This is a genomic window from Oerskovia sp. Root22, from assembly GCF_001429135.1.
GTDB lineage: Bacteria > Actinomycetota > Actinomycetes > Actinomycetales > Cellulomonadaceae > Oerskovia > Oerskovia enterophila.
In genome coordinates this window covers 325,305-338,245 of sequence record NZ_LMIL01000010.1, presented here as the reverse complement: position 1 = coordinate 338,245, position 12,941 = coordinate 325,305, and the positions used below count along the sequence as shown (strand labels likewise).

Genomic DNA, 12,941 nt, shown 5'->3' with positions numbered 1-12,941 from the left:
CCGGCGGGCCCCGCCGTCTGGCACGCTGGGCGCGTGGACGAACAGAGCACCGAGACCCCAGCCCGCGTGGCCATCACCTACTGCACGCAGTGCAACTGGATGCTGCGCGCGGCGTGGCTCGCGCAGGAGCTGCTGACGACGTTCGGGACCCGGCTCACCGAGGTGGCGCTGGTGCCCGGCACGGGCGGGATCTTCCAGATCCACGTGGGTGACGAGCTGGTGTGGGACCGCAAGGAGAAGAAGGGCTTCCCCGAGGTCCCGGTGCTCAAGCGGATCGTGCGCGACCGCGTGGCCCCCGGCCTCGCGCTCGGTCACACCGACCGCGCCGGGGGCACCTCCTAGCCGCTGCCTCCGGGCCGCTCAGACGACGCGAGGCGTCACTCGCCCGCCGCGGCCTTGTGCTCGGCCTCGCGGTTCGCGCGCGCGACCTTCTTGGCCTTCTTGAGGTCGCGCTCCTTGATGCGCTCCTCCTCGGCGCGGACCTCGGCCTGGACGGTGCGCTCGCGCTCGAGCCACGCCGGCGGGTCCTCACGGAGCTCGTTGATCTGCTCGGTGGTCAGTGCTTCCTCGACGCCGCCGCGGGCCAGGCCCGCGATCGAGACGTTCAGGCGACCGGCGACGACGGGTCGCGGGTGGGGTCCGTTGCGGCGGAGCTCGACGAGCCACTCGGGCGGGTTGGTCTCCAGCTCCTCGAGCTGGCCGCGCGTGATGGTCCCCTCCTGGAACTCCTGGGGAGTGGCGGGAAGGTACACCCCGAGCTTCTTCGCCGCGGTAGCGGGCTTCATGGTCTGGGAGGAGTGCGGGGTGCTCATGGTCCCAGGGTATCGGTCCCGGCCACGGTTCCTCGTCCCGGGGCGGCTAGTGTTGTCGGGTGGAAGAGACTGCGCGCAGCGCCGAGCACGAGGCCGAGCAACCGGCCGAGGACGTATCCGACGCGCAGGCCCCCGGCTTCCGCGTGGCCTACGTCCCCGGCGTCACCCCGTCCAAGTGGGTGCGGACGTGGATCGACCGCGTCCCCGGCGTGCGCCTCGAGGCGCTCGCGGTGCCGTCCGCGCAGGTCGAGGCCCTCCTGCTCGACGGCGGAGCGGACGTCGCGATCCTGCGTCGCCCCGTGCGCAGCGAGGACCTGAGCCACATCGCGATGTACACCGAGGTGCCCGTCGTCGTCGTGCCGCGCGACCACGTCTTCGCGGCGCTCGAGAGTGACGAAGCGCTCACCGTGGCCGACCTCGCCGACGAGGTGCTCCTGCACCCGCTCGACGACGTGCTGGGCTGGGCCGAGGGCTCCGACGGCGCTGCCGCGGACGACGACCGGCCCGCGCTGCCCGGCAAGCCCGCGCGCGAGCGGCCCGCCACCACGGCCGACGCGATCGAGCTGGTCGCCGCGGGGATCGGGCTGCTCGTCGTGCCGCAGTCCCTCGCGCGGCTGCACCACCGCAAGGACCTGACGTACCGGCCGCTCGGCGACGGCCCCGAGGCGCCGGTCGCGCTGGGCTGGGTCACCGAGGACAAGACGGACCTCGTCGAGGAGTTCATCGGCATCGTGCGCGGCCGCACCGCGAACAGCTCGCGAGGCGTGGCCGGCCCGACGCCCCCCACGCCCGAGGTGAGCAAGAAGAAGGACGGGCGTTCGTCGTCGGGCAGCAAGAACGGTGCAGGCGGCAAGGGGGCGAGGGCCACGAGCGCCGCCGCGCGCAGCGGCGCCAAGCAGGCCCCGAGCGGCGGCAAGAAGTCCGGCAGGTCGGTCGCCAAGCGGCTCGGCAAGTCGCAGTCGATGAAGGGCCGCAAGAAGGGGCGCTGACCCGGCGCTGCCCGGGTGGGCGGCTCAGCGCCCGCCCGTGACGAACACGTCGAACAGCTCCGGGTGGTGCGCGTGCACCAGCACCGCGAACACGATCGCGTCGAACAGCAGGTGCACGCACACCACGTAGGTCAGCGACTTGGTGCGCGCGAAGATCCAGCCCTGGACCAGCGCGAACGGGATCGTCAGGAGCGGACCCCAGCTGCGGTAGCCCAGCTCCCACAGGAACGACACGAAGACCGTCGCCTGCAGGAGGTTCGCGGGCCACAGCGCGAAGTGGCGGCGCAGCAGCGCGAACACGACGCACACGAAGAACAGCTCGTCCCAGATCCCCACGGCGTTGACGCCGACGAAGAGCCGCGCGATCTCCTGCGGCGTCTCGATCGGCGGCCAGTTCTGGTAGGAGCCCGACCCGATGAAGTACGCGGGCAGGATCAGGTAGCCCGCGACCAGGACGACGAGCAGGTACACGATCTGCGTCCGGTTCCAGCGCCTGCCCGTGCGCACGGGGAACCGGATCGCGTCGTCGCGGTAGACGTAGCGCGAGACGGCCCACGGGACCAGCACCGCGAGCGAGAGCACCACGGCGAAGCGCGCGATCCCGGCGTCGGTCAGGTCCGCCGCGAGCGGGATGGTGCTGATGATGCCCATGCCGAGCGCGATCAGCAGCAGGTCGCGCCCGAGCCGCCGGTCCACCAGGAGTCCCAGCACCACGCCCGCGATGAGCGGGACGTACCCGAGCGGCCGCACGTGCACCGCGAACAGGAGGACCGCCGACCCGCACACGAGCGCCGCGGCGAGGAGCCGCCAGGCGACGCGCAGGACCGTCTCGGGAGGGGCGGCGCTGCGGGCTGCGGTCACGCGCCCCACGATGCCACGGCTGGGCTCGTGAAGGCGGGGTGTGGGCCGCGCGAGGGTTGCCGGGAGGTCGCCGGGTCCGACCGTGGGCGGATGTTCATCCCCTGTTCACCTCCGTACCATTCCGGGGTGAAGTCCCCCAGATCGCCTCTCTTCCTGGCCCTGCTCTGGCTGCTCGCGGCCGCCGTCGTCGTGCCGGCCCTGCTGCTCCTGCGCGGACCCAGCACCGACCTCTACCTCGTGGTCACGGCCCGGACCGCGGACCTGCCCGGGGTCGAGCTGGTGGCCGAGGTCGGCGTGATCGTCCTGGCCCTGCTGTGGCTGCTCGCGGCCTGGCAGGCGCGCGGGGCGGGGCTCGTGGCCGTCGCGACCGCGGTCGTCGGCGGCGCGGGGGCCGTGCTCGCGTACGCGACGTCCGAGGTCGCCAAGACCATCGTCCAGCAGCCCCGCGGCTGCTGGGACCTCATCGAGATCGCGCACTGCCCCGAGGCGGGGGACTGGTCGTTCCCGAGCAACCACACGACCATCGCGTTCGCGCTCGCGACCTCGGTGGTCCTCACGGCGCTCGCGACGGGTCGGGCCCGCGGGGGAGCCGCGGACGCCCTGTTCGGCACGACGACGGCGCTCCGGTTCCGCCGTGCGCGTCGCCTCCCGCCGCACCGGGCCATGGTCGCCGCGCCCGTGCTCCTCGCGGTCGTCACGGGCGCGGCGCGCCTGGTGCAGGGTGTCCACTTCCCGCACGACGTCGTCGCCGGCGCGACGGTCGGTGTGTGCGTCGTCGTGGCGGTCGTCCTGGCGCTGCGGGGGCCGGGGGCTGCGGGGCTCGGGGTGCTGTGCCGCAACGAGGTGGTGCGCCGGCTGGTGCTCGCGCCGGGGGTTCGTGGCGAGGCTGACGTGCGGCGGGGCTGACGGTGACGTGCAGGGCGACGAGGGCGACCTGACCCCTCGCGTGGACGCGCCGAAACCTGTCGATTGGTCGGTTTGTTCGAGTTGCTGACATTTGTCCGCGTCGCTACGTTGTCACCGCGGCGAGATGCCGCTCTGAAGTGTTCGACGATGAGCAAAAAATGGGGGCTTGGATGTTCGGCACAAGAACTGTCTCGGGCGTGCGCCGAGGCGTCGCGATCGTGGCCGCAGGACTCGTGAGCGCGGTCGTCGCGACGGCAGCGGCCGCACCAGGAGCCGCGACCACCGCACCGGCCGCAGCGCCGCTCGCGGTCGTCACCGAGACGACGGCACCCGCGAGCACGTGCGCCGGCGCCTGGAGCGAGACCACGGCCTATCAGGGTGGCGCGACCGCCTCGCACCACGGCCGCAACTTCGTCGCGAAGTGGTGGACGCAGCGCGAGAGCCCGGGCGCGACGAGCGCGTGGACCGACGCCGGGGCGTGCACGGGCCTCGAGTCCGACTTCGTGGTCAGCGAGGCCGAGTTCGACGCGATCTTCCCGAAGCGCGACGCGTTCTACACCTACCAGGGGCTCGTCGACGCCCTGGCCGCGTACCCGAGGTTCGCGAACACCGGGACCGACACCATGAAGACCCAGGAGGCGGCGGCGTTCCTGACCCACGCCGACTTCGAGTCGGTCGGCCTGCGGTACGTCAAGGAGATCAACACCGCGAACTACTGGATCAAGTGCGACTACTCGCAGTCGTTCGGGTGCCCGGCGGGCCAGGAGGCCTACTACGGTCGGGGGCCGATCATGTTCAGCTGGAACTTCAACTACAAGGCGGCCGGGGACGCGCTCGGGATCGACCTGCTGAACAATCCGTGGCTCGTCGAGCAGGACCCGTCGATCGCGTGGCAGACCGCGCTCTGGTACTGGAACACGCAGAACGGCCCGGGCGTCATGACGTCGCACGAGGCGATGGTCGGCGGTGCGGGCTTCGGCCAGACGATCAACTCGCTCAACGGGGCGCTCGAGTGCAACGGGGGCAACCCTGCGTCGGTCCAGAGCAGGGTCGACCGCTACCAGAAGATCACCGCGATCCTGGGCGTCGCGGCGGGTTCGGGCCTGACCTGCTGAGCGGCTGAGGGGCGGCTCGCCCCGGACCCGCAGGGTCAACCCGCCGAGAAGTGCGGAGGTGCCCCTGATCCGGTCGGATCAGGGGCACCTCCGCACTTCTCGGCGAGGCTGCTCAGCCCAGCGTCAGGCCGCGTCGGGGAACGGGATCCCCGTCGTCGCGTGGCAGCGGTACCCGTTGGGGTTCTTGTCGAGGTACTGCTGGTGGTAGTCCTCGGCGTAGTAGAACGTGCGGCCCTCGGCCGGCGCGACCTCCGTGGTGATGGGGTCGAGCCCGCGTGCGGTCAGCACCTTCTGGTAGCGGGCCTCGGTCTCGCGGACCGCGGCCTCCTGCTCGGGCGTCGTCCAGTAGACCGCCGAGCGGTACTGGGTGCCGACGTCGTTGCCCTGCCGGTAGCCCTGCGTGGGGTCGTGGCGCTCCCAGAAGATCTTGAGCAGCTCCTCCTCGCTCACGACCGACGGGTCGTACGCGACGAGCGCGGTCTCGGTGTGCCCCGTGCGTGCGGTGCAGACCTCCTCGTACGTGGGGTTCGGCGTGGTGCCACCCATGTAGCCGACGGCCGTCGAGATCACGCCCGGCACCTGCCAGAAGATCTCCTCGGCCCCCCAGAAACAGCCCATCGCGAGGTACAGCACGCGTGTGCCCTCGGGCCAGGGACCCGTGATCGAGGTCCCGAGGACCGTGTGCGGGCGGGCCGCGGGGAGCACGGGCTGGTCCCGCCCGGCGAGCGCCTTCTCGGGCGCGACCATCTGGGTCTTCATCGAGGACCCGAACAACGACTCGAACATCTTTACCTCCACCTGTTGCCGACACCTGGGCAACACCTCGTCGCCGTCGGCTGTTCCCCGGAACCCTCCCGCCACGAGGGCGTGGGTGAAATGCACACGTCCGCTCTCCGAGAACCGTCGTGTTCCGCAGGAACGCGCGCCCTCGGGGCACGTAGGCTCACAGGATGAGCAGCGCGAGCACTCCCTCCCACCCCGACTGGTCGAGCACCGGCTTCGCGACCCGCGCCATCCATGCGGGACAGGACCCGGACGCGACGACGGGGGCCGTCGTGCCCCCGATCTACCAGGTCTCCACCTACAAGCAGGACGGCGTCGGCGGTCTGCGCGGGGGGTACGAGTACTCCCGGTCCGCGAACCCGACCCGCACCGCGCTCGAGGAGGCGCTCGGCGCCGTCGAGACGCCTGCCGGGGCTCCGCAGGCGCGCGGCTTCGCGTTCGCCTCGGGCCTCGCCGCGGAGGACACGCTCCTGCGGGCGACGCTGCGCCCGGGCGACCACGTCCTGGTGCCCGACGACGCGTACGGCGGCACGTACCGCCTGGTCGCCCGGGTCTTCGGCCCGTGGGGGATCGAGCACACCGCGGTCGACCTTACCGACCTCGACGCCGTGCGGGCCGCGGTCCAGCCCGGCCGTACCAAGGTCCTGTGGGTCGAGACGCCCACGAACCCGCTGCTCGGGGTCAGCGACATCGCCGCCCTCGCCGAGATCGCGCACGAGCACGGCGCGACCCTCGTGGTCGACAACACGTTCGCGACGCCCTACCTGCAGCAGCCCATCGGCCTGGGCGCGGACGTCGTCGTGCACTCCACGACCAAGTACATCGGCGGGCACAGCGACGTCGTCGGAGGAGCGCTCGTCGTGGCCGACGGGGCCGAGCTCCCCGGCGACCTCGTCTCGCCCGCGGGAACCCGCAGCCTGGCCGACGCGGTCGGCTTCCACCAGAACTCCTCGGGCGCGGTCGCTGGGCCGTTCGACGCGTGGCTCACGCTGCGCGGTCTCAAGACGCTCGCGGTCCGCATGGACCGGCACGCGGCCAACGCCGCGGCGGTGGCCGAGTTCCTCGAGTCGCACCCCGCGGTGACCCAGGTCATCTACCCGGGGCTGGCCTCGCACCCCGGCCACGAGCTCGCGACACGGCAGATGCGCGGCTTCGGCGGCATGGTGTCCTTCCGGGCAGGGAGCGAGGAGAAGGCGCTCGCGGTCTGCGCCGGCACCCAGGTGTTCACGCTCGCGGAGTCTCTCGGCGGGGTCGAGTCCCTGATCGAGCACCCCGGTCGCATGACGCACGCGTCGGTCGCGGGGTCGGACCTCGAGGTCCCCGACGACCTCGTGCGCCTGTCGGTCGGCATCGAGGACGCGGCCGACCTGATCGCGGACCTCGCGCGGGCGCTCGCGTGAGCGCGGCACCCCGCAAGCGTCGCGCCGCCCAGGCGCAGGCCGGCACCCCCCGCCCGACGGCGTCGCCCGCCACGGCAGGGGCCGTCGCGTCCTCGACGGCCTCCGCCGGCAAGGGCACGCGCGGCGGCAAGCCGTTCGGCGCGGACGCCGTCCCGCCGTCGATCCAGACCGCCGCGGCCTGGTCCTGGAGACTCCTCCTGATCGGCGCGCTCGTCACCGCGAGCCTCTACGTCACGGGGCTCTTCAAGGTGATCGTCGTCCCGGTCGCGATCGCGCTGCTCCTCACGGTCCTGCTCACGCCCGTCCGCGGCTTCCTCCAGCGACACCTGCGCTTCTCGCGCGGGCTGGCCTCGATCTCGGCGCTCCTCGGGATGCTCGTGGTCGTCGCAGGGCTCGTCACGGTCGCCGGCAGCACGATCGTGAGCGGTATCGCCGAGCTCAAGGACAAGGCGATCGACGGCTTCAACGAGTTCATGAGCTGGTTGGAGTCGGGTCCGTTCGGGCTCGGCGTCGAGCAGATCAACGGGTACCTCAAGGAGCTCGAGGGGTTCATCGCCTCGAGCCAGGACAGCATCGTGTCGGGCGCGCTGGGTGCGGCCACGACGGTCGGTCACGTGGCCGCGGGGGCCGTGATCGCGCTGTTCTGCACGTTCTTCTTCCTGCTCGACGGACGGACCATCTGGTCCTGGTGCGTGGGGCTGTTCCCGGCGCGCTCGCGCGACACGATCCACCAGGCCGGACGCCGTGGCATCGTCACGCTGTCCGCCTACGCCCGCACCCAGATCCTCGTGGCGCTCGTCGACGCGGTCGGTATCGGTGTCGGCGCGGCGTTCTTCGTGCCGTCCCTGGCCCTGCCGCTCGGCATCCTCGTGTTCGTCGGCTCGTTCATCCCGATCGTGGGCGCGGTGGTGACGGGCGCGGTCGCCGTGCTGGTCGTGCTGGTCGCGAACGGGTGGGTCGCGGCGCTCATCATGCTGGGCATCGTGCTCGCGGTCCAGCAGATCGAGAGCCACGCTCTCCAGCCGTTCCTCATGGGGCACGCGGTCTCGCTGCACCCCGTCGCGGTGCTCCTCGTGGTCGCGGCCGGCGGGTTCGCCGCAGGCATCGTCGGCGCGCTGTTCGCGGTGCCGCTCGCTGCCCTGATCAACACCGTGGTCCTGTACTTCAACGGGCACGACAAGTTCCCCGACCTGGGGACCGACGACACCCTCGTCATCCGGGGCGAGCCCTTGCTCCCGGTCATGATCCGTCGCGCCGAGGCGGACCTCGCGGACGACGAGATGGTCCCGGCCTCCTCGACCCCCGCGGGTCGACGGCGTGCCCGCCCCGGGCGCGCGGCGCCGTCGGGCCCTGGGACGAGCACGGGCGAGGACGCGTGACCCTCGCCCGACCCGCCGTGACGCTCGACAGCATCCGCGACGCGGCCCGCATGCTCGACGGCGTCGCCTACCGGACCCCCGTCCAGACGAGCCGCGCGATCAGCCAGGTCGTGGGCGTGCCCGTGCTGCTCAAGTGCGAGAACCTCCAGCGCGCCGGATCGTTCAAGATCCGCGGGGCGTACATCCGCATGGCCCGGCTCACGGCCGAGGAGAAGGCGCGCGGCGTCGTCGCGGCGAGCGCCGGCAACCACGCCCAGGGCGTCGCGTTCGCGGCGGGGCTGCTCGGCATCCAGGCGGTCGTCTACATGCCCGTCGACGCCGCGCTGCCGAAGGTCGCCGCGACGCGCGAGTACGGGGCCGAGGTGCGCCTGGTCGGCGTCGACGTCGACGAGACGCTCGCGGCGGCCAAGGCCGAGGCCGAGCGCACGGGCGCCGTGTTCATCCACCCGTTCGACCACCCGGACGTGGTCGCGGGCCAGGGCACGCTCGCGCTCGAGATCCTCGAGCAGGTGCCCGACGTCCGCACGGTCGTCATGCCGCTCGGCGGCGGCGGGCTCGTCGCGGGCGTCGCGGCGGCCATGGCCGAGGCCGCGCCCCACGTCAAGGTCGTGGGGGTCCAGGCAGCGCGTGCGGCGGCGTACCCGGGGTCGCTCGCGGCCGGGGTCCCGACGACGTCGCTCGCCCGCTCGACCATGGCCGACGGCATCGCGGTGGGCACCCCGGGCCCCGTGCCGTTCTCGATCGTGTCCGAGCTCGGCTCCGAGGTCCGCACGGTGACCGAGGACGAGCTGTCCCGGGCGCTGCTGATGATCACCGAGCGGGCCAAGCTCGTCGTCGAGCCCGCGGGAGCCGCCGGGGTGGCCGCGCTGCTGGCCGACCCGACCGGGTGGGAAGGCCCGGTCGTGGTGATCCTGTCCGGCGGGAACATCGACCCGCTGGTGCTGCTGCGCGTGCTGCGGCACGGGCTCGCGGCCGCGGGCCGGTACATGCAGATGCAGGTCCTGCTCGACGACCGGCCGGGGGCGCTCGCGCAGATGCTCGACGTCATCGCGGGGGTCGGTGGCTCGATCATGCACATCGACCACGACCGCACCGACGTGCACCTCGCGATCGGTGAGGCGTGGGTGCGCATGCAGGTCGAGACCAAGGGGCAGGAGCACTGCGAGGCGCTCGTCGCGCAGCTGAGGGGTGCGGGGTACCGGGTCCTGGCGGGCTGAGGTGAGCCGCGCTGCTCGTGGGCGCAGGGCTGGACGGGCTGAGATGGGCTGCGCTGCTCGCGGGCGCAGGGCTGGACGGGCTGAGGTGAACTGGCGCCGTGGTGTCGCGGCCCTGCTGCGGGCTGAGGGGTCCTGACTCGCTGAGTCGGGCTGGCACCCTTGCGCTCGCTGGGGGCTGGGCTGACCTGACGCCGAGATGCGGCCAAGGGGGGTTGAATCGCTGAGACGGCCCCCGTTGGCCGCATCTCGAGGGTGGCGGCCGTGCGCCGGCGCCTGCGCTCTCCGGCGACCGTGGGTGTGGGTGTGGGTGTGGGTGTGGGTGTGGGCGTGGGGCCCGGGCAGGGCCGGGCCCGGAGCCAGGCCCGGAGCCAGGCCCGGAGCCGGAGCCGGAGCCGGAGCTGGGGCCGGTCAGCGTCGAGCGACGACGACACGGGCGCGCACCGGGGTGTCGGGAGCGTCGGCGAGCCGGCGGAGGTCCACACCCTGGTCCTCGAACGCGGTGATCAGCCGCCCGCAGGTCGCTTCCCACGCCGTGAGCACGTCCTGCGAGTAGAGGACGATCACCCGCCAGCCGAGCCGCTCCATGTTCTCCCGCCGGGCGACGTCGCTGCGCATCTGATGCTGGGACGAGTAGTGGTGTGCGCCGTCGTACTCGATCGCGATGCGCGCCTGCGGCCAGCACATGTCGGGACGTGCGACCCACTGGTCCTCGGCGAGCAGGTCTGCCCCGACCACCGGGCACGGGAAGCCTGATGCGACCAGCTGGAGCCGGACCCGCGTCTCCATCGGGGAGTCGACGAACGACCGGGCAGCGGCGAGCGCAGTCCGCAGGGTCTGCCGCCCTCGGCCCCTCACGAACCAGGACAGTGCGCGCTCCAGCTGGAGGCGCGTGGTGGCCGGGTGGCGCAGACCGAGGACCGCGTCGGTCAGGACGACGAGGTCCTCGACTGTCAGGTGGGCACCTGTGCCGGTACCCGTCATGCTCCCGAGGTCGAGCCATGTACGTGCCGGGACGGTCACCGGAAGCTGTCGCTGTCGGAAGGAATGCCGGGCGATCGCCCCGGAGTGCCCGACGATCAGCGCCGCCTCGCGCGGTCGTAGCCCAGCGCGGCTGGAGACGTGCAACCTCTCGAGCGGTCGATGGTGCGCGGGCAGAGGCAGTCCCAGGAGAGCGGCCGCCGTGAGGTGCGAGAACGTGTCCCCGTCCCGGAAGGTCAGCGCGACGGCTCGGCAGAGTGCTTCGAGATCGTCGGCGGAACTGGCCGCCATACGTACCCCGCGCACCGGCGCGTGCAGCGCAGGGTGGCGAAGCTGGTCGCGCGTGCACCCGACCGCGTAGGCGTCGGCCACGAGGAAGGGGGTGGGCGGGAGCGGGACGAGGGCAGACGGCACGGGGAGAGGCTCGCAGATCCGGGCGTCCTCGTGGGGTCGGTCGTGGGTCCTGTGGATGACGGGCTAGGCCGCGAGGGGTGGCCAGGGCCCGACCCTGGGATCGAGATGCGGCCAACGGGGGTCGAACTGCCGAGATGACCCCCGTTGGCCGCATCTCGCTGGGGCACCCCGAGTGTCGGTGTCGAGTACCGGGCTCGGGGCCGTGGCCCGCCGCCTGCTCGGCCGTTCGACTGCTCGACATCGGCACCTGGCGAGCCGGGCGCCGACCAGGTACCCGCGACTCGACTCGGCGGGGGCTTGCGACGCACGCCGCGAGCCGCACGCCGCGAGCCGCACGCCGCACGCCGCGAGCCGCGCGCGGCGCCCCGGACGCACGCCCGCGAGCCGCCGCGGCGCCCAGGACGCGCGCCACCTGTCGCCTCCACGCCCCGGATGCACGCCACCTGTCGCCACCACGCCCCGGACGCACGACGGCCCGGGAACCGTTGCGGTTCCCGGGCCGTCAGGGGTGCGTCGAGCCTGCTCCGTCCGGAGCGGCGACGTTGTTGTGCAGCGAGGTCAGGCCTCGAACGGCTTGGCGGCGAGGATCTCGACCGCGATCTCGTTCCCGTTGGGAGCCGTGTAGGAGACCTTGTCGCCGATCGAGGTGCCGTTGATCGCGGCGCCCATCGGGGACGTGGGGGAGTAGACCCGGATGTCCGTGCCGCCGGCGATCTCGCGCGAGCCGAGCAGGAAGGACATCTCCTCGCCGGCCACGTTCGCGGTCACGACCATGCCGGGCTCGACCTTGCCGTCGTCCGGGGGCGTGCCGATCTGCACGTTGCGCAGCTTCGCGGTGAGCTCGCGGATGCGCGCCTCGTTCTTGGCCTGCTCCTCGCGGGCGGCGTGGTATCCGCCGTTCTCCTTGAGGTCGCCCTCGTCGCGGGCGGCGGCGATGCGCTCGGCGATGTCGGTGCGGCCAGCACCGGACAGGTGAGCCAACTCGGCCTGAAGCCTGTCGTGTGCCTCCTGGGTCAGCCAGGTGACGCTGGTCTCGGTCACGGTTCGCTCCTTCCTTTCCTTGCGTTCCGGCGGCCGTCGTCTGTAGACGTGGCCGCACAGGGGGAGGCAGTGGGTGCGGGTGAGAGCGACTCCGCTGCCTGCCCGTGGTGGTGGCACCGACCGGTGGCCGGTGCCGCGTGGCGGGTTTCGCTGGTCCTGAAGCTTCTGGGGCAGCGTGAATCCCTCAGGATACCAAATGTCCGCTGCATCACACCGTTCCCTGCCCCCGCAGACCTCCGTGGTCTGCCCCGCGACCCGTCGTGGGACGCCTCCGAACCGTTGCGGGCGGCACCGCCCGCGGTCCCATCCTTGCACTGCTCACGGAGCGGCCGCCAGGAGCTCGTGCAGCCGGCTCCTGGCGCCGTGCCCAGCACGCGGTCGCAGTCTCTACGCCGGACGCCGGGCCCCGTCGACCACCCCTGGTCTCACCCCGGCGTAGGGCCCACAGCGCACCTGGCGTCAGGGCAGCGCGACGCAGCTCTCGACGATCCCGGTCGTGGCGAGCTCGGACGTGGCCACGCTCACGGTGTACCGGCCTTCGAGCTTGTCGCTCGGGCCGACGACCACCTTGACGGTCCCGACCTGGGCGTAGCTGTCGGCGAGCGCGTCGATCGTGCACTCGGCCTGCGTGCCGGGCTTCATGGAGACCTGGAACGTCACGTCGATCTGCTCGGAGCTGACGACCTTGAAGCCGAAGTCGTCGTAGCGCACGGGCGTGGCGGCCTGCCCCAGGCCGATCCAGACCGTGACGGCGATCCCGACGAGCGCGGCGGCGACGACGCCCGCGATCGCCAGGCGGCGTCGCAGGGGCGTGGGCTCGGGCCCGTAGCGTCCTGCCGGGGGCCGGGGGCCCTCGCTGCGCGGCACGAGGCCGATCGGGTTCTCGTCCTCGTCGAGGGCGTCTGGCCCGGGGTTCGGGGAAGTTCCCAGCGGGGGCGTGCTGTTCGTCATGGTCGATCGACGTCCAAGGGTTGGGTGGACTACCTGCTCGTGAGTCATCATTGTCTCTGAACTTCTTCACCGCGAAGTACCCCCAGGAGGACCTG

At 72.5% G+C, this 12,941-nt stretch carries 13 protein-coding genes; 7 read left to right on the top strand and 6 right to left on the bottom strand.

Annotated elements, in window-relative coordinates; translation table 11 throughout:
• Positions 1-33: 33 nt before the first annotated feature.
• Positions 34-342, top strand: a complete 309-nt coding sequence (locus ASE15_RS15180; protein ID WP_235534457.1) for a SelT/SelW/SelH family protein — start codon at positions 34-36, stop codon at positions 340-342.
• A 35-nt stretch (positions 343-377) separates the two neighbouring features.
• Here the strand turns inward: ASE15_RS15180 and ASE15_RS15175 are convergent, their stop codons facing one another.
• Positions 378-812, bottom strand: a complete 435-nt coding sequence (locus ASE15_RS15175) for a DUF5997 family protein (protein WP_056645819.1) — start codon at positions 810-812, stop codon at positions 378-380.
• Positions 813-871: 59 nt separating this feature from the next.
• On the opposite strand from ASE15_RS15175, the gene ASE15_RS15170 reads away from it, so the two are divergent.
• Positions 872-1,801, top strand: coding sequence for a LysR family substrate-binding domain-containing protein (locus tag ASE15_RS15170; protein ID WP_082608455.1), 930 nt, complete (start codon positions 872-874; stop codon positions 1,799-1,801).
• A 24-nt stretch (positions 1,802-1,825) separates the two neighbouring features.
• Here ASE15_RS15170 and ASE15_RS15165 read toward each other — a convergent pair whose 3' ends face one another.
• Positions 1,826-2,662: a CPBP family intramembrane glutamic endopeptidase gene (locus ASE15_RS15165; protein ID WP_056646688.1), complete on the bottom strand. Its 837-nt coding sequence runs from the start codon at positions 2,660-2,662 to the stop codon at positions 1,826-1,828.
• A 126-nt stretch (positions 2,663-2,788) separates the two neighbouring features.
• Here ASE15_RS15165 and ASE15_RS15160 point away from each other — a divergent pair, with 126 nt between their 5' ends.
• Both ASE15_RS15160 and ASE15_RS15155 read left to right on the top strand, forming a co-directional pair.
• Positions 2,789-3,568, top strand: coding sequence for a phosphatase PAP2 family protein (locus ASE15_RS15160; protein ID WP_056645822.1), 780 nt, complete (start codon positions 2,789-2,791; stop codon positions 3,566-3,568).
• Positions 3,569-3,738: 170 nt separating this feature from the next.
• Positions 3,739-4,683 carry a glycoside hydrolase family 19 protein gene (locus tag ASE15_RS15155; protein WP_056645825.1) on the top strand — a complete coding sequence of 315 codons (945 nt, stop codon included), beginning with the start codon at positions 3,739-3,741 and terminating at the stop codon, positions 4,681-4,683.
• Positions 4,684-4,806: 123 nt separating this feature from the next.
• On the opposite strand, the gene msrA is transcribed toward ASE15_RS15155, so the two are convergent.
• Positions 4,807-5,469 (bottom strand): peptide-methionine (S)-S-oxide reductase MsrA, encoded by a 663-nt coding sequence (msrA, locus tag ASE15_RS15150; RefSeq protein WP_056645828.1) that lies wholly within the window; start codon positions 5,467-5,469, stop codon positions 4,807-4,809.
• Between the two features lie 164 nt (positions 5,470-5,633).
• Between msrA and ASE15_RS15145 the strand changes: the two genes are divergently transcribed.
• Genes ASE15_RS15145 through ilvA form a run of 3 tightly spaced genes read left to right on the top strand, consistent with a single transcriptional unit; the run spans position 5,634 to position 9,462 of the window.
• Positions 5,634-6,866 (top strand): cystathionine gamma-synthase, encoded by a 1,233-nt coding sequence (locus ASE15_RS15145; protein WP_056645832.1) that lies wholly within the window; start codon positions 5,634-5,636, stop codon positions 6,864-6,866.
• On the top strand, positions 6,863-8,245 hold the full coding sequence (locus ASE15_RS15140) for an AI-2E family transporter (protein ID WP_369800620.1): 1,383 nt from the start codon (positions 6,863-6,865) through the stop codon (positions 8,243-8,245). Before ASE15_RS15145 ends, ASE15_RS15140 begins: the two co-directional genes overlap by 4 nt.
• A 50-nt stretch (positions 8,246-8,295) precedes the next feature.
• Positions 8,296-9,462 carry a threonine ammonia-lyase gene (gene ilvA / locus ASE15_RS15135; RefSeq protein ID WP_139107687.1) on the top strand — a complete coding sequence of 389 codons (1,167 nt, stop codon included), beginning with the start codon at positions 8,296-8,298 and terminating at the stop codon, positions 9,460-9,462.
• Between the two features lie 408 nt (positions 9,463-9,870).
• Here the strand turns inward: ilvA and ASE15_RS15130 are convergent, their stop codons facing one another.
• The 3 genes from ASE15_RS15130 to ASE15_RS15120 form a co-directional block, all read right to left on the bottom strand.
• Entirely contained in the window at positions 9,871-10,854 is a 984-nt protein-coding gene (locus ASE15_RS15130) for a DUF559 domain-containing protein (RefSeq protein ID WP_056764131.1), read from the bottom strand.
• 558 nt (positions 10,855-11,412) lie between these two features.
• Complete coding sequence (greA, locus tag ASE15_RS15125) at positions 11,413-11,895, bottom strand: transcription elongation factor GreA (RefSeq protein WP_056645841.1); 483 nt, start codon at positions 11,893-11,895, stop codon at positions 11,413-11,415.
• A 459-nt stretch (positions 11,896-12,354) separates the two neighbouring features.
• Positions 12,355-12,846: a DUF4307 domain-containing protein gene (locus ASE15_RS15120; protein WP_082618489.1), complete on the bottom strand. Its 492-nt coding sequence runs from the start codon at positions 12,844-12,846 to the stop codon at positions 12,355-12,357.
• Positions 12,847-12,941 lie beyond the last annotated feature (95 nt).

Coding starts and splice junctions, on each gene's coding strand:
- ASE15_RS15175 (WP_056645819.1), bottom strand. CDS start 812: ATGAGCACCCCGCACTCCTCCCAGACCATGAAGCCCGCTACCGCGGCG.
- ASE15_RS15155 (WP_056645825.1), top strand. CDS start 3,739: ATGTTCGGCACAAGAACTGTCTCGGGCGTGCGCCGAGGCGTCGCGATC.
- msrA (WP_056645828.1), bottom strand. CDS start 5,469: ATGTTCGAGTCGTTGTTCGGGTCCTCGATGAAGACCCAGATGGTCGCG.
- ASE15_RS15145 (WP_056645832.1), top strand. CDS start 5,634: ATGAGCAGCGCGAGCACTCCCTCCCACCCCGACTGGTCGAGCACCGGC.
- ilvA (WP_139107687.1), top strand. CDS start 8,296: ATGCTCGACGGCGTCGCCTACCGGACCCCCGTCCAGACGAGCCGCGCG.
- ASE15_RS15120 (WP_082618489.1), bottom strand. CDS start 12,846: ATGACGAACAGCACGCCCCCGCTGGGAACTTCCCCGAACCCCGGGCCA.